This is a genomic window from Exiguobacterium sp. A1_3_1, from assembly GCF_048985645.1.
In the GTDB taxonomy this organism is placed as follows: domain Bacteria; phylum Bacillota; class Bacilli; order Exiguobacteriales; family Exiguobacteriaceae; genus Exiguobacterium_A; species Exiguobacterium_A indicum.
Genome location: NZ_WBYY01000017.1, coordinates 1 through 23,045, shown reverse-complemented (window position 1 = coordinate 23,045; position 23,045 = coordinate 1). Strand labels below are relative to the sequence as shown.

Genomic DNA, 23,045 nt, shown 5'->3' with positions numbered 1-23,045 from the left:
AAGGACTAACGGTTTTTGTTATGATAAGCAAAGAACTGAAAAATCTACAGTGATTTGGAGTGAAACATAAAAATGAAAAAACATATTCAAGTCGTAGGGGCTGTCATTCGCAATGATCATAATGAAATATTGTGTGCACTTCGTAGTAGCCAAATGTCATTGCCCAACTTATGGGAGTTTCCTGGGGGGAAAATTGAGCTACATGAAACGCCTTCACAGTCTTTAGTTCGCGAGATCAATGAAGAATTAAAATGTAACATTAAGGTCAAACAACCAATCGAAAAAACGACGTACGAGTACGATGCTATTATTGTTACACTGCATACGTTTGAAGCTGAAATCGTAACAGGAGAACCGATTGCCGTAGAACATGCAGAGCTTCGCTGGGTATCTGTTTCAGACCTTGATCAGCTTGAATGGGCTCCTGCTGATATTCCTGCAGTTGAGTACATTAAGAAAGAGTTTGCCACTCCTTAAACAGTTCAATTGATAGTGGAGAATGAAGTGACCAAGTCACACTAATCGGTTTAGAACCTGTACTTTGAAGATGCTTTAACTGGCCAAAGTATGTGAACGGTAGCGCTCTTCCTTGTTCTTTATCTGCTTTGCGCATGAACAAATGAATACGAATTCCTTCGCTCTCATGGTTTTGATATAAAGTACCCGCTTTACCTGTAGCGGTTGCATTGCTTTGAGACTGCCAGTGGAAACGATATTGATCTAAGAAATAATCGTTATATTTTAGTTGCTCATCAATGGCTTCATCTTTGTGTAAATTCACGAATAAAATGTAGTCGTCACCAGCTTGAGCTACGCCTTCACGCCAAGAACCTTCCTGACTTGATGAACATAGGAGACGTTGGATAACAGAACGATTGTATGTTTGATGTAATAGAAACGCCTGATCTTCGATCAACCAATTAATTCGATCTGGTAGTTGGTGAAATGCAAGTAGACCTGCTTGGATAAAATGCATCATATATGAACGTAATTCAGTTAATTGTTGAAGTGCTTGAACGACTGTATTTGAAAAGCGATAGCGTTCTTCTGATACAGCATCTAGCAATTGAATACGATCATTTTTAAACGCAGTAGACCAGCGTTTAAAAAGATGATGAATAATTGGTCGCTTTGAAAAAGAGTGATTCGGTGATAAGGCGAATTCTTTGAAAACTTCTTGTTCAATATCTTGTACTGAAGCAGAGGGGTGATGCAGTAAATGTTTTAAAATTAGTAAGCTGAAGGGCTCACGAATTGGAAATAGTCCTTCGAGCTGTTCAACAATTTTGCGTGTAGTGTCATCGAGCAATAAACGTAGTTCTTCATCGGTAGCATGTTTTTCAAGTTGTTTAAGACGTAATGTACTTCTCCATTGCTGAACAATACTTTCAACAGCTGGCGCCTCTTTATGTGCAACTAAATCATTTAAACTCGGAGGATTTCCGATCATGCGTGTCAGCCTTTGATAACTTTCACGGAGCTGTTTGCTAGCTGAAAACTCTATTTTTTTCATTTGTTCAATAATAAATCTTTCTGTAATTGAATCTAGAATGGCTAAAGAACCTTCCGGTAAAATCGGAAAATGCTGTTTTACAGCAGTAGCAATTTTATAACGATCAATAGAATGAAACGATTGTTGACCAGACAACACAAGCGGTGCAACAAAAGCCTTTTGACTATTTCCGATAAAATCTAAAATCGTAACAAATTCTTTTGAGCTATGTTTACGTAAGCCTCTCCCCAATTGTTGAATAAAAATTGTAGGAGACTCCGTTGGACGTAAAAATAGCATTAGATTGACTTTTGGAATATCGACTCCTTCGTTAAACAAGTCAACTGTAAAAATATATTGCAGTGGATCTTGATCGTCCTCTAGTCGGCGAATGGCCTCTTCGCGTTCATCTTCGGACTGTTTACTTGTAACGGCCATTGCTTCAATCTGATGTCGTTTAAATTCTTGCTCCATAAACTCTGCATGATTGATATTGACGCAGAATCCTAATCCAACAGCCTGATTACCACTAAACCCAAATTTACGAATCATTTCAACAATATAATCTGTTCGTGTTGATCGTTCGAGTGCAACAACAAGATCTTGTTCTACATAAAAGCCGTTTTGCTGAGGAATAAGAGAATAATCAATCGATTCATCATCTTGAATCCCAAAATAATGGAATGGTGAAAGTAAATCTTGTGCTAAGGCATCATACAGACGAACTTCGTAAGCGACATTATAGTCAACAAGCTGGAAGATATTTTGACCATCCATTCGTTCTGGTGTTGCCGTTACGCCAAGCAAAAATTGAGGTGTAAAATAGTTAAGAATGTTTTGGTAAGAAGCAGATGAAGCGTGATGGAATTCATCAATAATGATGTAGTCAAACGTATCCTGTAAAAATTGATTAAGATGAACCTCTTTTGAAAGTGTTTGAACGGTAGCGAAGGTAAATTGTGCATCTTGAATTTGTTGTGATCCTGAATATCTACCAAATGTATAACTTTCATTTGAAAAAACTTGCCTAAATGTATGCTCAGCTTGTGATAGTAGCTTTCCACGATGTGCAACAAATAATACTTTTTTAGCGTGAGCTTGACGGACATCAAATGCTGCTAAATACGTTTTCCCTGTTCCTGTTGCCGCAATGACCATTGCTTTTGTTTCTTTTCGCTCGCGCAAACGATTCAGTTCTTCTAAAGCTGGAATCTGCATGAGGTTTGGTTCAATAACGGTGTAATCGACAGCGGGTTCGGCAACTGTATCGCGGATAGAAAATGATCTTATAGGTGGTGTTTCTTGTTGGTACTGTTCGTATTGAACTAATAATTCTTCTGTACATATAGTCGCTTCGTGGCTGTTCCAAAGCTGTTCAAATAAGTTTTTCGCTTGAGTGACTAATGTTGTGACGGGTGTAGAAGGTATACGAATATTCCATTCCATGCCGTTCGTTAAAGCTGATTTTGATAAATTAGAAGATCCAACAATAGCACTATCCAACTGATCAGGACGAGAAAATAAATAGGCTTTCGGATGAAACGCATGATTTTTTTTAATCGGTTCATAAATTTTTACTTCGATATTGCTGAATTCCATCAACTGTCGGATAGCCTTCGCTTCTGTAATATTCATATAGAATGAAGTCAATATACGAATTGGTTTGTTTTGAGCTTCTGCTTCTTTTAAGGCTGGGACAAGCGTCTGAATTCCAGAATGTCGTGTAAAACTCACCATCCAATCAGCAGCAGATGCTGTCCATAATTCTTGATTGATGTGATGCAATAACTGTTCTTGTTCAAGTTGGCCAGGAGCAATGAGTTCCCAAGCACGCAAAGAATTTTTATATTGTGTAGGTAAAGCATGAGTTGTGCTAGTAGTGAGTTCACGATGAAGCGGCGAGTCGATCGGAGGTTGATTTAAATGCAGGAGCCATTCATTGACCGTTTCAACCATTTGATCAGGTTTATCTTGTTTTTGTAAATGGTCTAAAGATTGATATAGTACTTGATTAAGGTGCGTAAGTAATTCTGTTGTGTAGTCATGTGCTGGTACAGAGACACTTGTTGTATCGGATTGTGAGTTAGCTTCAGTTGAAGAACGTAGTGTTTCATAATAAGACATGGTTATCCTCCGAATGATATTAAATGGTATTTATAATAAGTAAATCATCAATAATATACCAATAAATAGCTAAATAAAGTAAAAAATCATCATTTAACTAAAAAGTTAAACGATGATTTTAGTTTGTTAATTTGAGACTCGCTCCACAACAGCCTCAAGCGATACTTTAACATTACCAGCCAGTGCCCGCGTAATCATACACGAACTTTCCGCTTTTTCAGCAAGACGTTGCACCTTCTCCAGATCACGATCCGACAGATCGGATGGCAATAAGAGTTTCGGACGATGAATGATCGCGTCGTATGTGAAGACACCGTTCGTGACATCGACGATGCCTTCAGATTCCATCGTTAACGAGACTTTTGGAATGTGACTACGCTCAAGCATCGCGGCGAGCGTGATGATATAGCACGTAGCAGCAGCCCCAAGTAACATCTCATCTGGGTTCGTACCAACCCCTGGACCATCCATGGCGTCCGGAATTGAGATTTTTGTTTTTAGTTCACCTGTCTCGATTTGACCGACATCATTGCGATTGCCCGGCCAGTCTGCGGTTAAATGAAAATGGTGCTTCATGATCAATCGCCTCCATGCTTCCATCATACGAAGTTCAGCATGATTTTTCGCCTATTCTGCTCATGTACATACGAAGAGAACAATTAGCTAAAAATCTGGTCGATTTTTTCGATATCCTCTTGTGACAACTGAACATCTAACGTACGCAACGTATCCGTCACCTGATCCGGTCGTTTCGCACCAGGGATGATGGCATCGATGCCGTCTTGTGCCAAATACCACGCGAGTACGATGTGTGCGACTTCCGCATCATGTGCTTCTGCGATCGGACGTAGTTGATCGACTTTTGCGAGGTTTTCCTCGAAGACATCTTTTTGGAACAAAGGATCGTTTTTTCGTAAATCATCAAACGTCGTCTCTTTTGTATATTTCCCTGCCAATAATCCAGCAGCGAGTGGGAAGTACGGGACGAACGACATGCCGTTCTCAACGATATACGGGAGTAATTCTTTTTCCGCATCCCGTTTGAATAGGTTGTATTCCCCTTGATAGACGTCGACATGTCCGTCTTTGTTCGCTTCCTTCAGTTGTTCAAGTGAGAAATTCGAGACACCGATTGCGCGAATCTTTCCTTCTTTCTTCAGTTCTGCGAGTGCTGCGACGGCTTCATCCTTTGGTGTTGATTCATCCGGAAAATGAATGTAATACAAATCGATATAGTCTGTCTGAAGACGTTTTAAACTCTCTTCGACCGATTGACGGAGAAAGTCTGGTGAATTGTTCATGACGACATTTCCGTCAACGAACTGATGCGCACCTTTCGTCGCGAGGACGACATCTTCTCGAGCGACCGTATCGTTCCAGACCTCACCGACGAGTTCCTCCGAACGTTCTGGTCCGTAGATAAAAGCTGTGTCGAGGAAATTGATTCCTTGCTTCAAAGCGACACGAACGAGATCGCGTCCGGCTTGCTCATCGAGATTCGGATACAAGTTGTGTCCACCGACAGCATTCGTACCGAGACCGATTGGGTGAACGAATAAGTTAGATTGACCGAGTTGAACATGTTTTGTCATGAAAATGACCTCCTTAAACGATATCGAGCGGTTCTTTTTTTGTTGGTGCTGGGAACGCTTGATCAAGTGCAGCGAGCTCTTCCTCTGTTAAATTCAGAAGCGCAGCGCGACCATTGGCTTCGACATGATGTGCCTGACCAGCCTTAGGAATCGCGATGACATCACCTTCACGAATCGCCCATGCAAGTAGAATCTGTGCCGGATCCACACCGTGTGTCTCAGCGAGTTCTTCGACAGTCGGATGATTCAGAAGTTGATCGCGTAATGAACCACCTTCTGCTAGTGGGCAATACGCCATCACTGGAATATTATGCTCACGTAGTAACGGTAATAGTTCATACTCGATTCCGCGTGATCCAAGATGATAGAGTACCTGATTGACAGCGCATTGATCACCACCTGGCAGTGCTAACAGTTCCTTCATGTCTGATACGTCAAAGTTCGATACACCCCAACGGCGAATCTTGCCTTCTTGTTTTAAAGCTTCCAGCCCTTCGACCGTTTCTTTGAGTGGAATATCACCACGCCAGTGAAGGAGGTACAAATCGAGATAATCGGTGCCGAGGCGTTCAAGTGTGTTGGAACAAGCCTGCTTTAATGCTTCTCCGCCAGCATGATGCGGATACACTTTCGAGACGAGAAAGACTTCCTCTCGTCGATCTGCAATCGCGTCGCGAATCAATTCTTCAGAAGCACCTTCCCCGTACATCTCTGCCGTATCGATGAGCTCCATTCCACTATCGAGACCTACACGGAGTGCTTCGATTTCTGCTTCGTGCTTTTCCGACTCTTCTCCCATTCGCCATGTGCCTTGTCCGAGTGCCCGAACATGCGTCTGATCGGGAAACGTCACCGTTTTTTGCTTTAATGCAGCAAGTATCAACGTCTTTTCTGTTGCGTTCATCGTTCTTCCTCCTTTAGTAGAGAGACAATAGTAGGGTTTACCACGCGAACTCCGAACAAAAACGTCTTCTTCAATAGAAGGAGACGTCACCAATGCTCAAACAAAGGACCGTGATCACCGAATACAGGATCTTGAGTTGGGCGCATCACCTGACGAATACGTTGAAGATTTTCCGGGCGTTCACTTGTTTGACCTGTCAGCGTATCGTAGTCTTGACCATCCGGATAGGCACCGATCACTCGAAAGTGTCGACTTGTATCAAGTGCTTTATGTCCCGTACCTGCAGGAAGTAAAAGAATATCTCCGCTCGTCAAAGTGAAGGTCTTACCGAGCGGACCACCCAGCTGAACGGTTGCATGCCCTTCAAGAATCCCGATCACTTCATGAGCGATACTATGATAATGATGAAAGTCAAAAATCCCATCCACCCAGCTGTTACGCCAGTCATGTGCATGGAAGGTCTGTTCGATGTGTGATGGCTCTGCAAATGCGTGCCGATAAATCAACACGGGGAATGTCGGGTTGTTCGGAATGTGCCCGTCATCCTCAAAATAAAATACCTCAACGCGCATCTTCGTTGCTCCTTTCTCTGGTGTGGCACAAAGTAATAATTACATCTGTAATTACCCGTAATTAAATATCATCAATCGTCCGAGCATCTTTATGGCGTAACGAATTCGGAGGTGCTAAGATGCTTAAGTTAACGAAATTACAGAGGAGGCTTTCCGATGATCGCCATCGAAGCAAAATTAGAAGTACAACCCGCAAAACGAGAAGAATTTTTAGCAGCAACTAAAACACTAGTGGCAGGATCACGTGCTGAAGCAGGAAACATCAGCTATGACTTGTTCCAAAGCACAGAAGACGAAAATGTCTTCATGATGATTGAAAAATGGGAAGACCAAGCTGCAATCGAAGCACACAACACAAGTGCTCATTTCGGACAGTTCGTTGCGTTTGCACAAACGGCTCTCGCTAAACCATTAGACGTTCAATCGTTCCAAGCATAATCATAAGCGATTGACATGACACATAAGGAAGGTATTCTAGGTTCATGACCTAGCATATCTTCCTTTTTTGTTTCATGCGATATGATCGATTAAAGCCTCTATTTAAGTTAGAAGTATTCCACTTTTCTTTTACAATCGTATGACATTTCATTGAAACTGTTAGTTTTTCCCTGATTAGGGCATTATTCTTATAATGACACAAAAAAGGAGGCCTTTATCATGAATGAACGAACGAATGCACCAGAGTCGAAGCGATCATTCTTCAAGATGCCTCATACATATGCCATCATCATGGCGATTCTCATCATCTCAGTCATCTTGACGTATACACTTCCAGCAGGGCAATTCGACCGTGAAAAACAAGACGGACAAACCGTCGTCATCGATGGCACATATCGCGCGGTAGAGTCTGCACCTGTCAATCTCTTTGGTTTATTTGAAGCAATCCCGCAAGGCATGGAAGCGGGTGCTGCGATCATCTTCTATATCTTTCTTGTCGGTGGTGTCTTCGGCATCATTCGTCAAACCGGCGCCATTGAAGCAGGAATCAATCAATTGATTCGCCGATTCGGTCAAAAAGGGCACATCATGATTCCGATGACGATGTTCGTCTTTTCGATTGCCGGGGCGACGATCGGGATGGCAGAGGAAACGATCATCTTCGTGCCGATTGGGATCATGTTAGCGCGTGCCCTTGGATATGATGCGATGACAGGAGCCGCGATCGTCAGTCTAGGGGCGGCGGTTGGTTTTGCCGGCGGGATGTTGAATCCGTTTACGGTAGGTGTCGCTCAATCAATTGCGGAAGTACCGCTCTTTAGTGGTCTTGGGTACCGAACGGCTGTGTATATCGTATTTTTAGCAGTGACGATTCTTTATGTCATGAACTACGCACGGAAAGTCAAACATGATCCGGCGCGCAGTCTGGTTTATGATCTTGAACAACGTCGCTCGGAAGAAGCAGCGACGACGATTTCACGCTTTTCGAAACGTCATGCTTTCGTCTTACTGGTTTTAATCGGTGGAATTACGCTCAATGTAATCGGAATCTTTGAATGGGGATGGTATTTGACGGAATTAACCGCATCCTTCTTGATCATCGGGATGATTGCGGGAATCGTTACGCTTGGTGTAAACGGAACGTTCGAGAGTTTGATTGACGGTGCGAAAGCTGTGACGTTCGGCGCCTTGATTGTTGGGTTTGCTCGAGCAATCGTCGTCATTCTCGAAGAAGGACGTGTTATCGATACGGTCATTTACGGCTTATCGAATGCCGTAGGACATTTACCGACGTTCTTTGCTGTCATCGGGATGTACGCCGTGCAATTGATTACGAATTTCTTCATTCCATCCGGGAGTGGACAAGCGGCAACGACGATGCCCATCATGGCACCATTGTCCGATTTATTAGGGATCGAGCGTCAGGTGGCTGTCTTAGCATTCCAATATGGAGATGGACTGACGAACATGATTTTCCCGACGAGCGCGCATTTGATGGCATTTCTCGCAATTGCAGGCATTCCGTATGAGCAATGGTTACGCTTCGTCTGGAAACTCTTCGCGATCTGGATTGCCTTGGCATGTGCTGCCTTATTACTCGCTGTGACACTTGGTATTCAATGAAGTCGACCTTCCGGACAGGTGTCCGGAAGGTTTTTCAGTTGCAGGAATCGGGAAGCGTTATCACGAACGGAATAGGTAATGACTAAAGGGGGAACTGAAGTGACATATTCAATCGTTGGGTATTGTGAAAAAGAACAAGCATGGGGCGTTGCCGTTCAGTCGAAGTTTTTAGCGGTCGGGAGTGCTGTTCCGTTTGCGAAGGCAGGAGTGGGTGCGGTAGCGACACAGTCGTTTGCAAACACGACGTATGGTCCTGAAGGATTGCGGATGATCGAACAAGGCGCTTCAGCGGACGAAGTAATACGTCGATTAACGGAAGCAGATGAAGGACGAGCGGATCGCCAGGTCGGTATTATCGATGCGAATGGCAAGAGTGCGACATTCACGGGTGAGGGATGTAACGACTGGGCAGGCGGTATTGCCGGTAAACACTTTGCAGCGCAAGGGAATATTCTTGTAGACGGCAATACGGTGAAAGAGATGGCACGCGTCTTTGAATCGACGCAAGGTCCGCTTGCAGAACGTTTGTTGCGTGCGTTAGCAGCTGGTCAAGCAGCAGGCGGGGACTCACGCGGAATGCAATCAGCGGCACTGCTCGTCGTCAAGGAGGGTGGCGGATACGGTGGATTCAACGACCGCTATATTGATTTACGCGTTGACGATCATCCGAGTCCGATTGAGGAGCTCGAACGTATCTATCAACTGCATACACTGTATCTGCAACCGAGTAAGCCGGAAGAAATCAAGCCGATTGATGATGTCTTAGAGTCAGAGTTGATGGATAAATTATTAGCGCTCGGCTACCGGGGTGATTTCGAAGACGCGTTCCGGACATATCTGCATACGGAAAACTTCGAGATGCGCGAACAAGCGGATCGTGCGATTGATACACGTGTTCTCGCGTATATTCGATCCCAATGAAAAATGACAGGATGGACCGCGGTCCATCCTGTCATTTTGTTCATACTTGTGTCGACTGGGCGCGAATCGGTACTTTGAATCCGGTCGCGATGAATCGTTCCATTTCCGGTTCCGATTTAGCGTTTAAGCCAACTGTTCCGTCTCCTTTTAATGCCACGTTCGTCAGCTTGACATGCGTGATGTCTGGACCGATCGTAATTCCGTGTTTAGCGGAATCCTCGATCCGAATATCACGAAGGCGTATATCCTCAGCCCCGTTTTCTCCACCAAAGATTTGGATGTCCGTTTTCGCTTGACGGAATCCGCTCATCTTCAACTGACTGAGCGTGACGTTTCGTGCCTTATATTGAATTCCGATCATCGGTTGTTCTTGATAGTCATAATACGGATCACCGAGCACCGTAAAATCATGTATGACGACGTTACGGTAAGCGGAAACGACGAGTGCGCGCGGTTTTGAATTCGCATATAACTCCGTATACTGAGGAGTTTGAGCGATCAAGCGCGTTGCGATGATATTGTAAGCCGTCTGAGACGTCGGATCACTTGCTTGATGGTGTCCGATATGTCGGAAGTTAAAGGCACGATGATCATCAATCGATAGGTGACCGACGATTTTGACGGTTGAGGCAGCAGAAGAGGTCGCATGTGCCTTGATTTCGAGTCCACCGAAACACCGACTTGTTGCGTTGTTGAACAACCAGACGTCGCGTGATCCGTCATCGATCTCGATTCCATTTGAATTGGAGAAGCCTTCTGCATGGGCACGTCCACTTGGGTCATGCATGAAGCAGTTCGAGATGAAAAGATGGTCACTGTGGTGCGTCGTGATTCCGTCATCGCCGAATCCGGAACCGGTCAATCCGTCGAACCAGATGAATGAACTACTTAAGTTCGCGCGGGCGCCGTCCCCGTTGTAATTGTAATAGGGCGTCGAGATATCGAAACAGTGAAGCCCCGGGTTGACGGCCTCGACATCAAAGACCCAGGCATAGGTGACATGCGCATATGTGAGACAACTGGAGTGGTTGCCCCATGTGCTACTTTTTTTCGCGTCACCGATGCGTTTGATGTTCCAATCGAGCGTCATTTTCTCGACAAGAAGATGATGATTGCCGAGAAGATAATTTTGATTCGTCACGAGACGACGGCCTTTTGGTGCCTTATCGTGCATCTTTAAGATTGTCTTCCCTTTGCCTGCCCCCGTTAAGATCGTGTAACTAGGTAAGCGAATCCCCTGAACGACGTACGTACCGACCGGGACATGGACTTGTCGATGTCCATCACCAAGCGCGTCGATGAACGCTTGTGTATCATCCGTCTGTCCATCACCGACTGCGCCAAAAGCAGTAACATCGACGGTTTCGACATCGCTGATCAAACGTTCGAACTCATGATTGAGACGACCGAACCAACTTGGTCGAACCTCATCGCTTGGTGTTACGAAAGCGGGTGTCAGCGGTAGAATATGTTTATCACGGTTCGTCAAAAATAATGGTGAAATCATCGAACGAAGCGTTCGACTGAGGTTAGGATTGCGTCGTGGTGCAATGAATGCACTATCGTGTAGCAGTTGCTCCGCTTGTCGAACTGCTTGTTCGTTGGTTGACGTTTCAACGTATTCCTGAATCAACGCCGCATTTTGATACGGATCATGCGTGTGATCGAGTTTTAACATGAAATGGTTCCCCTCTCTGAATAGGTCTGTCTACCTTTTCCCCTCTCCTTACACAATCATTCCTCGTTTCAAGACATCCATAAAAATACACAAAAATTTTTAATATGGATTATAATGGTATTTAAAAGAGGGGGTCTTCTGATGTCACTTCGAAAACGACTCGTAATTGGTATCGGACTGATTTTGCTAATCTTAGGAATCGGTAAGCCACTGACAGAAGCGGCTTTTCAAGCAATGAAGCCAAAAGCGGTTCAGACGTCTGGAATCGAAATGAATAGATCATGTAAACCGAACTGCAATAAAAATGGAAAATTGTTAAACATTCCTTTTCTTTCGTGGTTGCCGAAAAAGAAGATAAAAAATGATGAAGATTTGCGTGTTTGGGACACGAACGAAAAGCCGAAAAAGCAGAAAGATCTTAAACCGAAAAAGAGTAAGGTGGTCGTTGTAGGGGTTAAAAATGCTAAGAGAGGTATGAATGGAAAAGGGGGAGCGCCCTCATCGATGTTACTGGTGAGCTTGCTTGTTCTCCCTCTATTCATCATAAGCTATATCGTTTGGCGGAAACGTCGAAAGACCAAGAAGCACAATGAAGAACTGATAAAAACTGACCTCCAAGTACAGCCTCCCCATAATGACTTTATTTTGACAGAGGAACAAATCGATCTACCAGATGCCTGGATTCGCAAACAGCTCATCCAGTTCAATCAGATCCTACCGGTCCGTTTACAGCGGCATGATACAGAGACGTTTCAGGAATGGTTCCTGCGTATCGGATTTCAACCTTCTCATCTCTTAATAAAAGCCTATCTCTTAGAACGATACACAGAAAAAGCTACTACGTTATCGGAGAGGGACAAGCAAACGATTCAGGGAGAATTCGGAGCATTTATGCATCAGTTTGATTGAAAACGCTCAAGACTTGCTGTTGTATATGATCCTCAATCCCTGTCGCTTCTTTGAAAAACGGCAGGGATTTTTAGTGTGTCGATGGAAACAACAGGGTATAGAGAAGCACAAGCGAAAGGAGAGAGATCATGGAACACACTTTTTCAGCATTCGTCGTCCGAGAAGTCGACGGATCGTATGAGGGGAACATCGAGACAAAGAACGTCGATGATTTACCAGAAGGAGACGTCCTGATTCGTGTCACGCACTCATGCGTCAACTATAAGGATGCTTTATCGATGTCGGGTAATCGTGGGGTGACGAAATCCTATCCGCATACACCGGGCGTTGACGCAGCAGGATACATCGAACAAACGACAGATGAACGATTTCAAACCGGTCAAGCCGTCGTCGTCAATGGCTTTGATTTCGGGATGAACACTTCGGGCGGATTTCAAGAATACATACGTGTACCAGCCGATTGGGTGACGCGACTTCCAGAATCCATTCATCCATTAGAAGCGATGCAATATGGAACGGCTGGATTGACGGCAGCGCAATCGGTTGATGAATTATCGCGAATCGTCTCGAAGGATGCAGGACCGATCCTCGTGACGGGAGCGACGGGTGGCGTTAGTACGATTGCGATTGCTTTACTGATTCGCTTAGGGTACACGGTACATGCCGTGACCGGAAAACGAGTAGAACAAGAACGGTTGCTTGAAAAGGGAGTGGCTGAGGTACTAGATCGTGCTACGTTCCTAGAAGAAACCGATCGTCCTCTAAAAAAGGGGCTTTATGCCGGTGTCATTGATACGGTAGGGGGACCATTGCTCGCGTCCGTCATTCGCTTCGTACAATATGGTGGTGTCGTCACGACGTGTGGGAACGTCGGTGGGGCAGAAATGACGTTGACAGTTTATCCTTTCATCCTACGTGGCGTCCGCTTGATCGGAATCGATGCGGTGCAAACACCAATTACCTATCGCGAAGAGCTATGGCAACGTTTAGCGAGTGACTGGCAGGTCGATCTTGCGTCAGAAGTCGACGTCAAAACACTAAACGACTTACCTGAAGTCGCAGAAGCCTTGCTGACTTCACGTCATCGTGGTCGAACTGTCATCGAAATTTAAATATTTCGAGTAAACATTGGTGGTATAGTGGGGAAAAACTGTGTCGACTTTTTCAGGAGGAACCATACATGAGTGAACACCAACAAGAACAAGAACGACAGTCGCGTCGAGAAAGACGGAAACAAAAACGAAATCGTCGAGGGATTGCCTTTGGTGGTATTCTCGCGACGGTATTCATCGTCGGTGGTTGGTTATATATGTTGACGAACAACGACGCCTCTCAAGCAACATCGACGCTCGAGAAGCCGAAAACGACCGATCAAGCAACGAAAAACGATGAGTCGAAGAAAGAAACAGCAGCGTCGAAAGATAAAAAAGAAGCGAAAAAAGAAAAGAAAAAATCAAAGAAAAAAGCAGCAGAGTATGCGCAAGCGGCTTGGGTGACACGTCCGTTCGCGAATGTCTATAGCGATGCGAGTCGTAGTAGTGTCATCTACAAAGCAGATTTAGGTGATGTCTATGAGGTGTTAGATGCGAAGGACGGCATGGTTCATCTCAAACTCAATGACAGTATCGAAGGGTACTTACCGGAAAGTGAAGTTCGTTTAGAAGCACCAAAAGGGACATCAGACAAAGCCGTTCTTGCGGCGCTCTCACAAGCAGTCGCCAACCAACCGATCGACAAGCCGGAGCAGTATCTCGGAAAACCGATCGCTGAATTCGAAAAGAAGTACGGTGCCGTCGGTAATACACAAAAGGATGCCGTCAATACGTACTACTTCTCGAATGCTGGATATCTGCTCGTTGTCTCGGACGGAATCATTGAAGCAATCGACTGGACGAATGCGTCGACTGGTGGATTATCGACACTAGGTGAACCCGTCGTCGATACGAGCTATGGTACATGGTACGAGGGAGAATCCTTACAACTAAAAGTGTTCCCGGACAACGGCAAGATGCGTCTACGTCTTGCGCGTGATCCTGGACAAGAATGAATGAACGGCGGATTCGCTTCAAGCGAATCCGTCTTTTTTGCGCAAAAAACCTCCCGAGTCCGACACTCGGGAGGAAATATGAAAATCCTTTGGGAGGAGATTTTCTTAGTAGACGCCTACTGCATCAAATGATTTCGCTGCAGCTGTTGCTTCCGCACTTGTTGAACCGTAGAGGTCTTTTGCCGATTGAATGACTGCTGCACGGAGTGAGCTGAAGTTCGAGTTCGGAGTCAAGTACGTGTTGAGGGCACGGTAGTAGATCGCACCGAGTTTCGGTACACCGATTCCTGTGACAGATACGTTGTAGAACGTTCCACCGTTACCGAGGAGGTAAGCAGCTTTGTTGATGATACCAGAGTTGATATGGACACCACCGTTATCTTGTGTACCTGTGTAACGTTTTGAGTAGTGATCAGGATCGCCGTAAGCAGCTGGGTTCGACATCGAACGGAGTGCGTCACCGCTAACTCCAGGTGTGTAGATGTCTTCTCCTACGAGCCAGTCGAAGTTCGATCCGACTGTATACTCAGCTACTGTACCCATGATATCTGAAACGGCTTCGTTGATCGCACCAGATTCGTTTTGGTACACGAGACCAGCTGTGTATTCTGTGACAGCGTGTGTCAATTCGTGAGCGACGACGTCAAGTGCGCCCGAGAGTGCGACGAATGTCGTGCCATCTCCGTCACCATAGACCATCTTCGTGCCATCCCAGAATGCGTTGTTGTAGTTCGTTGAATAGTGAACTGTTGAGTTCAAGCGTGCACCAGCGTTGTCGTAACTGTTACGACCATATGTGTTTTTATAGAAATCATATGTTTTTGCAGCGTTGACGTGTGCACTGACAGCAGCGCGGTCATATGTCGCGTTAAAGACGTTATCTGCATCTGCCCAGAGTGTTCCTGGGAGTGATGTCCGGTTTTTCGCGTCGTATGTGTAGACACCTTTACCACGCGTCGTATCTTGAAGATAGTACGTTGAACCGCTCAACGTCGTATTGAATGTTGCGCTTGTACCAAGTACTGTCGTACCTGTTGCGTGAGCGAGTTGGTCAAACTTGTTAAGTACTTTACCTGAGTTCGCATCGATGAAGTATGTCCAACGTGATGGCTCTTTGCCCGCGAGGACAGTCGATGTGACTTTGTATGCATACACAGCATCATCTTTTACTGGATAGATGACGAGTTCTGCTTTTGGAGCGACTTCGAATTTAGAAGCCTTGATTGCTTTTTGATAAAGCTTGATCGCTTTCTTTTCAGAGAGCGTTGCTTTTTTCGCGAGACCTGGTTTTCCTTTAACGTTGATCGCATCGTTTACGACTGCTTTCAAAGTACCGTCTTTCGCGACGTTCCCGACGACGACACTACCAAAGACAGGGACGCCATCCACTTCTTGTTGGAGACGTACGATCTGTGAAGATCCGTCTTTTTCGACGTTCTGAACAGCAAAGTCACCTTTTTTGTTCACGAAATCTTTAACGATCGTTGCAGCTGGTTCTGACGAAGCTTTCGTGAGTTTACCAGACTGAAGACCTTCTGCACCTACGACTGTAGGAACAACAAGTACACTTGCGACAAGCGATGTAGCGAGAAACTTTTTCAAAATAAATCGCCTCCTTGTTTGGGTTGAGTCTAACTATGCCAAAGAATGAAGAAAGCGAGAATAAGTCATTCGAATTAAATCGAATTTTCTGAATATAGTCCGTAGTACCTGGACTGAATTATTAACTGTAAAAGATATTTCAAGACGAAAAAAGAACCATTCAAGAGAATGGTTCAGCGAATGCGTTGGTAGAGATGGTGGACGTCATCTCGGGTCTCATCAATTTTAAAATCATGTGGATCAAGCTCGATTCCTTGCTTTGAAGCAAAGCGTTGGATTTTCTCGAATGATTTCCAAATTTCGATATCCGGTCCTTCGTGCTTCCAGAAGACATAACGCGCAGCTGGAATCCGGTGACCTTTCATTCCTTTTGGGATGCCATCGAGTGAGGAGACGGGATACCCGACACATTGGGAGTATTTGGTTCCATTTCGTTCGAGTGAGATATCAAGCGGATAGCTATCTGGCTTTGCAGGAATCTCATGTGAACGTCTTGAAAATTCACGCCAGAGTTCCGGCATCAACGTATGCAGTTCGTTTTCTTCGCAAGTCAGTCCAAGACCAACAAAATAAAATTCATGACGTTCCACGATTTTCGGATGCATGAGAATCTCCTTTCCGTATTTATGACACGTCTTTGATTAGCGAACGTTTCAAGTCTAGAAAAAGACGCGTAAAGGTAGCATCCCATTGTGTACCCATGCCTTCTTCTAAGATAGATAAAGCTTTCTCAACAGGCATTCCCTTACGATAGGGACGATCGGATGTCATCGCATCGTAGGCATCGGCAATGGCCATGATTCGACCGAACAGTGGAATGTCTTCTCCTACGAGACCTTCCGGATACCCCTTTCCGTCGTAGCGTTCGTGATGGTACTTTACCCCAGGAAGAATCGGTTGTAACGTCTTTGGGAGCTGAACTTGCGATAGAATGTGCACACCGATGACAGGATGTTGTTGGATGATCTGAAATTCTTCGTCAGTCAAGCGTCCTTCTTTCAACAACACATCATCTCGAATCCCAATCTTTCCGATATCATGTAATAGCGCTGATTTACGTAACAACTCGATTTGTTCGTGCGGCAGGTTTGCAGCAGTAGCGATTTCGACGGAATAGGCAGCAACGCGAAGCGAGTGTCCGGCCGTGTAAGGATCCCGGGCATCGAGTGTTGCCGCAAATAACGTAAACAGACTATCGAGCAATTGCTCATTTTGTTCATCGCGTTTTTTGATTCCTTCCATCATCAGGTTAAAGCCGGAGACGAGATGAGAAAATTCATCAGAATAGGGATTCGGTAACGAGATGAGTCGATTATTTTCGACATCTTGAATCCCTTGCTGGAGAATCGCAATCGGCTTTCGGATGTTTTCATAAAGAAGAAGACTACAAAACGTCGCGACGGACAAGATGACGACTAAGATGAGTGTCGCCCAACTCCAGTAGGAACGAAGGCTCTCATTTTCCGTTAGTTGTACAGCTGAGGCGAGAACGAACAGCATGACCGGAAAAACGCCGATGATCAAGGTGCTGATGAGCATCTTGTGTCTTAACGTGACAACCGTCGTTTTTTTCGGAACATCGAATCTGCGATCAAGAGCATGTTTCTCTAAAGTAAGTAGCATCTGCTCCGTGACACGATAAGTCAGAAAAAACTCGATCAAAGCGTGGAGAATTGCGACGAGGACAGCACCAAAACAGGCGAGACCGATCAAATAGTACGGCATTCGTAACCATCCTTGAGAGATCGCGAGTGCCGTTAAAAGTGACGAAGGAACCGAGAGACCTAAGAAGTGTGGTCCCATGATTCGCTGAACTGTCAGAACCGGAAACCGATGCGCTGTCCGATAAGCATTTTGAAAAGAAGACAGCGAAGGAAAGTCAGTTTGAAAGAAGTATCGTAAAGAGCGAACATGCTTTGAGTAGACGAGATATTCTAATAAAACCATTAAACTAACAGAAAAAAACATGATACCAATTAGAATGAGTTGTTCTGTACCGGTAAAAGTCAGTGTCTCAAAAATAAATAGACATCCGACGCCGAACACAGCGACAAATGAACCAATTAAATAGTTTCTAAGCAAATGACGTTCAAAACGTTTTATAGCGCTCATTGTATCCTCCTTATGTAATCATCAGAGTGATTTCAGCGTACCGTGAAACAAAAGAAGAAATCCGGTCATTTTTACAAAAAAGGAGAGTGATTTTTAAAATAACCGATTAATTTAAATTCCAAAAAATAGGTATGGTCGAAAAGAACTAATTATCTTAAAAGCGATTGATTAACGAAATAAAATAACCTATGATTTGAATATTCAGAAAAGTATAGTAATCACATGCTTTTCACTACTACATAGGGGGTCAATTCACGTGGGGAAAAAGAAACAGCTTAGTCTAGCCGTTCTATCTGGAATTACGGCAGCTGCTTTTGCTGTTGGTCCGGTGTTACCTGGTGGGCAGGTAACGTCCGTACAAGCAGCCGAAAAAGTAGCACCTGGTGCACCGATGGATTTAAACACGGTCGATCAGGATCGATTAGCAAAAGTGCTTGAAAAACGTGGGGTCATTTCAAAAGCAGCTTCAACAGAAGCAAAACAACAAGCCGTTCAAAAGTATCTGGACAAAAAGGCGAACGGAAAACCGGCTGCTGATCACGATCATGATCATGAATCCAGTAAAGAAGCAGCATTTGATAAGAAGACAAAAGACTTCTTAACAAAGCAAAAGGAAAAACTTGCTAAACAATTGAAGAAAAAACACGGAAACTACAAAAAAGGCAATCCAAACGGCTTCGTCAAAGTAGATAAAGCGAAACAGGCAGCCTATAACGGTGCAACACGGACGGATAAAGTCCTTGTCCTCCTCGTCGAGTACAGCGACTTCAAGCACAACAACGTCGTTCAAGAACCTGGATATATGTACTCAGATGACTTCAATCAAAAACATTACCAAGATTTAATGTTTGGTGATAAAGAATTCGAACTTTTCAATGGTGACAAAGTAAAGACGTTCAAACAATACTATGAAGAACAATCAGGTGGTAGTTATTCAGTCGATGGTACGGTATCGAACTGGTTGACGGTTCCTGGTACAGCGAAGGATTACGGTTCAGATAATCCTGCTGGTGGAAACGATAACTTACCGGGATCAAAAGGACCACGTGGTCTCGTCAAGGATTCGTTAGCGGCAGCTGTTAAAGCTGGCATTAACTTAGCAGATTACGATAAGTTCGACCAGTACGATATGGATGGAGACGGTGACTTGAACGAACCAGATGGTCTCGTCGATCACTTGATGATCATTCATGCGGGTACGGGACAAGAAGCAGGTGGCGGTACTCTTGGTGACGATGCAATCTGGTCACACCGCTGGACGTTAGATGGTGTTCATCCGGTAGCAAATACGACAGCAAGTGTTGATTACTGGGGTGGAAAAATGGCTGCTTATGATTACACGGTGCAGCCTGAAGATGGTGCGGTTGGTGTCTTCGCGCACGAATTTGGTCATGATCTTGGACTTCCTGATGAGTACGATACGAAGTACACGGGTCAAGGTGAACCAGTCGCTTCATGGTCCATCATGAGTGGTGGTAGCTGGAACGGAAATATCGCCGGAACAGAACCAACAAGTTTCTCACCACAAAACAAAGAGTTCTTCCAAAATGTGATGGGTGGAAACTGGGCGAATATCCAACAAGTTGATTTTGATTCCTTAGATAAGCTAGGAACAGCTTCGTACCTCGATCAGAGCGTCACGAAATCGAAAAATCCAGGAATCATCAAAGTCAACTTACCGAAAAAACCGGTAAAAGGCATCGCACCGGCATTTGGTAAAAAGTATTACTACAGCACAAAAGGGAACGACTTGCATACATCCATGACATCCCCGGAGTTTGATTTGACGAATGCGAAAGAAGCGAAGTTCGACTTCAAAACATTGTATGATATTGAATATAACTACGACTTCTTGACTGTTACAGCGACGGCGGATGGACAATCAAAAGTCATCGATACAATCGGTGATGAAGATACAGATGGAGATCAGCGCGCTGATTCTACTAAAGGAGCATGGGTAGATAAATCGTACGATCTCAGCGAATTCGCGGGTAAAAAAGTGACATTGAAATTTGATTACGTCGGAGACGCTGGTCTTGCGCTAGATGGATTCGCACTTGATAACGCGAAGCTAACGGTTGACGGTAAAGTCGTCTTTGAAGATGATGCAGAAGGTACGCCGAAATTCACGCTTGACGGTTTCGTCGCATCAGACGGTTTCTCTTACGCAGATAACGCATACTACCTCGAATGGCGTAACTATGCAGGCTCGGATAAAGCACTCGAGCATGCACGCGGCGTGAAGTATAACACAGGGCTTGTCGTCTGGTACGGTGATTCGAGCTTTGACGATAACTGGGTAGGTGTTCACCCAGGTGAAGGATTCCTTGGAGTCGTTGACTCACATCCTGAAGCAATTGTCGGAACACTCAATGGTAAACCGGTCACGACAGGAAGCACACGTTACCAAATCGCAGATGCTGCGTTTAGCTTTGATAAAGCACCTGCATGGTTGATTGATTCGCCATCACGTGGAACATACGATTATAAAGGTCTCCCAGGTGTGACAAAGTTCGATGATTCGAAATCGTATATCAACCAGTTGATTCCGGATGCAGGGAAACTACTCCCGAACAATGGTTTGAAGATTGAAGTCATCGGTGAAGCAAAAGATAACTCTGCTGGAGCTGTCTGGATCCACCGTTAAAACAGAAGAACAGGTTCAGTTTCGGCTGAACCTGTTTTTTGTTTTAGTTATGTAGAAGAAGTGGAATCAATTGGAAAAACATTGGTCTGACAACTTGACTTTTAAAGCGCATCCATTCTATACTTACGTTAGCTTAATATTGTTATTGTCATTACGGATTCACATCGTGTCACGAACAATCTTTTCGTTGCTCCATGTATTTCGGGACAATAATGAATTCTTTTCATATGCCCAGCATATGTATTAAGTAATTTATTTTTGGAGGTTGTTCCCATGAACACAGGTAAAGTAAAATGGTTTAACGCAGAAAAAGGTTTCGGTTTCATCGAAGTTGAAGGCGGAGAAGACGTATTCGTACATTTCTCAGCAATCACTGGTGAAGGCTTCAAAACTCTTGACGAAGGTCAAGAAGTTGAGTTCGAAATCACTGAAGGCGCACGTGGAGCACAAGCTGCTAACGTCGTAAAACTTTAATTTCAACTATTCAATCGTCCCTTTTCGGAGGGGCGGTTTTTTATTAGACTAATATCTTGAATTCAAGATAAATGTGAGATATACTCCAATTACCAAATCATTGACAAGGAGTGAGGAAGATGGAATTACTCGGAATTCATCATGTATCGATCTTAACAGGCATGGCGGAACGCAATTATCAATTCTACACACAAATACTTGGCATGCGTCTGATCAAAAAGACTGTCAATCAAGATGACACGACATCGTATCATTTGTTTTATGGAGATGCGGAAGGGAATCCAGGAACGGACTTGACGTTTTTTGATATTCCGCATCTTGGAACGGGCGTACCGGGGGCATCGAGTATCTCTTCGACATCGCTTCGTGTCAAAACAACGGCTGCACTTCATTTTTGGAAACAACGTTTTGAAGCGAAAGGTGTGGATCACGATGAAATCGTCGAGCGAGCAGGGCGTCGAACACTCGCCTTTCGTGATCAGGAAGGAACACGTTTGATTCTCGTCGCAGAAGATGGTGAGGTAGGTGTCACAGGTGGTGTACCATGGCCGCAAGAAGAAATTCCATCGGAGCATGCAATCGTTGGACTAGGAGCCGTCACATTGACGGTCAACGATCCGACGTTGACGATCCGTGTACTGACGGAAGTCATGGGATTCCGAAAAGTAGGTTCTTATCCATCTTTAGCAGGTGACTTTGCACCGATTGAAGTCTATGCAACGGGAGAAGGTGGTATCGGAGCAGAGGTTCATATCGAGGCACGTCCAGATCTCGACCGAGAACGTCTTGGTCGTGGTGGCGTCCATCACGTCGCGTTCCGAGTACCGAACAGTGATGAATATGAAAAGTGGGTCGAACGCCTGAATGCCTATCACTTACCGAACTCTGGTAAAGTCGATCGTCACTATTTCCAAGCTCTTTACTTCCGGGAACCGAACCATATCTTATTCGAACTCTCGACAGATACACCGGGATTCGCGACGGATGAGTCGGTTGAAACGTTAGGGGAGACGCTTGCGTTACCACCATTTCTTGAACCAAAGCGAGCTGCCATCGAAGCGCGGTTACGTCCACTTGAAATCTGACAATCCTGTGACACAGGTCACAGAAGGATCGTCCATCCCGTATACTAAGAACAGGAATCAAGAAAAAGGAGTGACGGGATGTTAAGAACTACGCTTGGGCAATTCCGAATGATTGCGATACTAGAAGGAATCTCGTTTTTAGTCTTACTGTTGATTGCGATGCCGTTGAAGTATATGGCGGATATTCCGCAAGCTGTTTCGGTCGTGGGTGCACTTCACGGTGTCTTGTTCGTCATGTATGCACTCTGGCTCGCGGTCGTGAAATTCAAATACGATTGGTCGATCGTCAAAGCGGGGATTGCGTTCATCGCATCATTCATCCCGTTTGGTACGTTCGTGCTCGACTGGAAGCTAAAACAGGAAGCAACAAACGCGTAAATTGTGTATACTGAATAGAGCACGGCTGTGGATAACTGTTTTTGTCTATGCGAAGCAGGTTATCCACAGCTTTTTTCTGTGGATAATTTTTAGGAGGATATATCATGTCAACATTTGAAACATTACACATCAGTGACCTGTGGATAAAAAAATTACAAAAACAAGGCATCAAGGAACCAACACCGATTCAAGAACAGGCGATTCCGTCATTACTCGACGGACGCGACTTGATTGGTCAAGCGCAAACGGGAACAGGGAAGACATTAGCGTTTCTCTTGCCAATCCTTGAGCAAATCGATGTCGAATCACAAACAGTACAAGCATTGATCGTCGCACCGACACGCGAACTTGCGCGTCAAATTGCCGATGAGACGCATAAACTGATTCGGAACACGGAACAGTACCGTGCGCTTGCTGTATACGGTGGACAAGACGTCTTTAAACAGA

The 23,045-nt window shown here is 44.8% G+C and carries 21 protein-coding genes; 12 read left to right on the top strand and 9 right to left on the bottom strand.

Features of this window, described 5'->3' with window-relative positions:
• Positions 1 to 72: 72 nt before the first annotated feature.
• Positions 73 to 477, top strand: a complete 405-nt coding sequence (mutT, locus tag F8N00_RS03315) for an 8-oxo-dGTP diphosphatase MutT (protein ID WP_023469769.1) — start codon at positions 73 to 75, stop codon at positions 475 to 477.
• Here mutT and F8N00_RS03310 read toward each other — a convergent pair.
• From F8N00_RS03310 to F8N00_RS03290, 5 genes are all read right to left on the bottom strand, one after another.
• Positions 452 to 3,616 (bottom strand): DUF3427 domain-containing protein, encoded by a 3,165-nt coding sequence (locus F8N00_RS03310; RefSeq protein ID WP_075642892.1) that lies wholly within the window; start codon positions 3,614 to 3,616, stop codon positions 452 to 454. The two genes, mutT and F8N00_RS03310, sit on opposite strands and share 26 nt — an antisense overlap.
• A gap of 126 nt (positions 3,617 to 3,742) precedes the next feature.
• On the bottom strand, positions 3,743 to 4,192 hold the full coding sequence (locus F8N00_RS03305; protein WP_075642893.1) for an OsmC family protein: 450 nt from the start codon (positions 4,190 to 4,192) through the stop codon (positions 3,743 to 3,745).
• Between the two features lie 83 nt (positions 4,193 to 4,275).
• Entirely contained in the window at positions 4,276 to 5,208 is a 933-nt protein-coding gene (locus F8N00_RS03300) for an aldo/keto reductase (RefSeq protein ID WP_023469766.1), read from the bottom strand.
• A gap of 13 nt (positions 5,209 to 5,221) precedes the next feature.
• A complete protein-coding gene (locus F8N00_RS03295) occupies positions 5,222 to 6,112 on the bottom strand; it encodes an aldo/keto reductase (protein WP_075642894.1) in 891 nt (296 codons plus the stop codon).
• A gap of 86 nt (positions 6,113 to 6,198) precedes the next feature.
• Entirely contained in the window at positions 6,199 to 6,684 is a 486-nt protein-coding gene (locus F8N00_RS03290; RefSeq protein ID WP_023469764.1) for a cupin domain-containing protein, read from the bottom strand.
• Between the two features lie 156 nt (positions 6,685 to 6,840).
• On the opposite strand from F8N00_RS03290, the gene F8N00_RS03285 reads away from it, so the two are divergent.
• The 3 genes from F8N00_RS03285 (at position 6,841) to F8N00_RS03275 (ending at position 9,666) form a co-directional block, all read left to right on the top strand.
• Positions 6,841 to 7,122: a putative quinol monooxygenase gene (locus F8N00_RS03285; protein WP_023469763.1), complete on the top strand. Its 282-nt coding sequence runs from the start codon at positions 6,841 to 6,843 to the stop codon at positions 7,120 to 7,122.
• 219 nt (positions 7,123 to 7,341) lie between these two features.
• Positions 7,342 to 8,745 carry a YfcC family protein gene (locus tag F8N00_RS03280; RefSeq protein ID WP_075642895.1) on the top strand — a complete coding sequence of 468 codons (1,404 nt, stop codon included), beginning with the start codon at positions 7,342 to 7,344 and terminating at the stop codon, positions 8,743 to 8,745.
• A 99-nt stretch (positions 8,746 to 8,844) separates the two neighbouring features.
• Positions 8,845 to 9,666 (top strand): DUF1028 domain-containing protein, encoded by an 822-nt coding sequence (locus F8N00_RS03275; protein WP_023469761.1) that lies wholly within the window; start codon positions 8,845 to 8,847, stop codon positions 9,664 to 9,666.
• Between the two features lie 40 nt (positions 9,667 to 9,706).
• On the opposite strand, the gene F8N00_RS03270 is transcribed toward F8N00_RS03275, so the two are convergent.
• Complete coding sequence (locus F8N00_RS03270; RefSeq protein ID WP_075642896.1) at positions 9,707 to 11,344, bottom strand: glycosyl hydrolase family 28-related protein; 1,638 nt, start codon at positions 11,342 to 11,344, stop codon at positions 9,707 to 9,709.
• 141 nt (positions 11,345 to 11,485) lie between these two features.
• On the opposite strand from F8N00_RS03270, the gene F8N00_RS03265 reads away from it, so the two are divergent.
• From F8N00_RS03265 to F8N00_RS03255, 3 genes are all read left to right on the top strand, one after another.
• Positions 11,486 to 12,253, top strand: coding sequence for a hypothetical protein (locus F8N00_RS03265; protein WP_075642897.1), 768 nt, complete (start codon positions 11,486 to 11,488; stop codon positions 12,251 to 12,253).
• Between the two features lie 128 nt (positions 12,254 to 12,381).
• A complete protein-coding gene (locus F8N00_RS03260; protein ID WP_075642898.1) occupies positions 12,382 to 13,365 on the top strand; it encodes a YhdH/YhfP family quinone oxidoreductase in 984 nt (327 codons plus the stop codon).
• 68 nt (positions 13,366 to 13,433) lie between these two features.
• Positions 13,434 to 14,300: a hypothetical protein gene (locus F8N00_RS03255; protein ID WP_035395562.1), complete on the top strand. Its 867-nt coding sequence runs from the start codon at positions 13,434 to 13,436 to the stop codon at positions 14,298 to 14,300.
• A 105-nt stretch (positions 14,301 to 14,405) separates the two neighbouring features.
• Here F8N00_RS03255 and F8N00_RS03250 read toward each other — a convergent pair whose 3' ends face one another.
• From F8N00_RS03250 to F8N00_RS03240, 3 genes are all read right to left on the bottom strand, one after another.
• Positions 14,406 to 15,902, bottom strand: a complete 1,497-nt coding sequence (locus F8N00_RS03250; protein WP_023469756.1) for a M4 family metallopeptidase — start codon at positions 15,900 to 15,902, stop codon at positions 14,406 to 14,408.
• Positions 15,903 to 16,075: 173 nt separating this feature from the next.
• Complete coding sequence (locus F8N00_RS03245) at positions 16,076 to 16,507, bottom strand: GyrI-like domain-containing protein (RefSeq protein ID WP_023469755.1); 432 nt, start codon at positions 16,505 to 16,507, stop codon at positions 16,076 to 16,078.
• Between the two features lie 19 nt (positions 16,508 to 16,526).
• Complete coding sequence (locus F8N00_RS03240) at positions 16,527 to 18,014, bottom strand: HD-GYP domain-containing protein (RefSeq protein ID WP_055969624.1); 1,488 nt, start codon at positions 18,012 to 18,014, stop codon at positions 16,527 to 16,529.
• Between the two features lie 256 nt (positions 18,015 to 18,270).
• Here F8N00_RS03240 and F8N00_RS03235 point away from each other — a divergent pair, with 256 nt between their 5' ends.
• The 5 genes from F8N00_RS03235 to F8N00_RS03215 form a co-directional block, all read left to right on the top strand.
• Positions 18,271 to 20,661 carry an immune inhibitor A domain-containing protein gene (locus tag F8N00_RS03235; protein ID WP_035395567.1) on the top strand — a complete coding sequence of 797 codons (2,391 nt, stop codon included), beginning with the start codon at positions 18,271 to 18,273 and terminating at the stop codon, positions 20,659 to 20,661.
• Positions 20,662 to 20,934: 273 nt separating this feature from the next.
• Positions 20,935 to 21,135, top strand: coding sequence for a cold-shock protein (locus tag F8N00_RS03230; RefSeq protein ID WP_023469752.1), 201 nt, complete (start codon positions 20,935 to 20,937; stop codon positions 21,133 to 21,135).
• A 119-nt stretch (positions 21,136 to 21,254) separates the two neighbouring features.
• The gene (locus F8N00_RS03225) at positions 21,255 to 22,220 is read left to right on the top strand and encodes a ring-cleaving dioxygenase (RefSeq protein ID WP_023469751.1); all 966 of its coding nucleotides are present in this window, start codon (positions 21,255 to 21,257) and stop codon (positions 22,218 to 22,220) included.
• Between the two features lie 78 nt (positions 22,221 to 22,298).
• Positions 22,299 to 22,598 (top strand): DUF3817 domain-containing protein, encoded by a 300-nt coding sequence (locus F8N00_RS03220; protein ID WP_023469750.1) that lies wholly within the window; start codon positions 22,299 to 22,301, stop codon positions 22,596 to 22,598.
• A 104-nt stretch (positions 22,599 to 22,702) separates the two neighbouring features.
• Positions 22,703 to 23,045, top strand: a 343-nt coding sequence (locus F8N00_RS03215; protein ID WP_421017778.1) for a DEAD/DEAH box helicase, incomplete at its 3' end; no start/stop codon positions are given.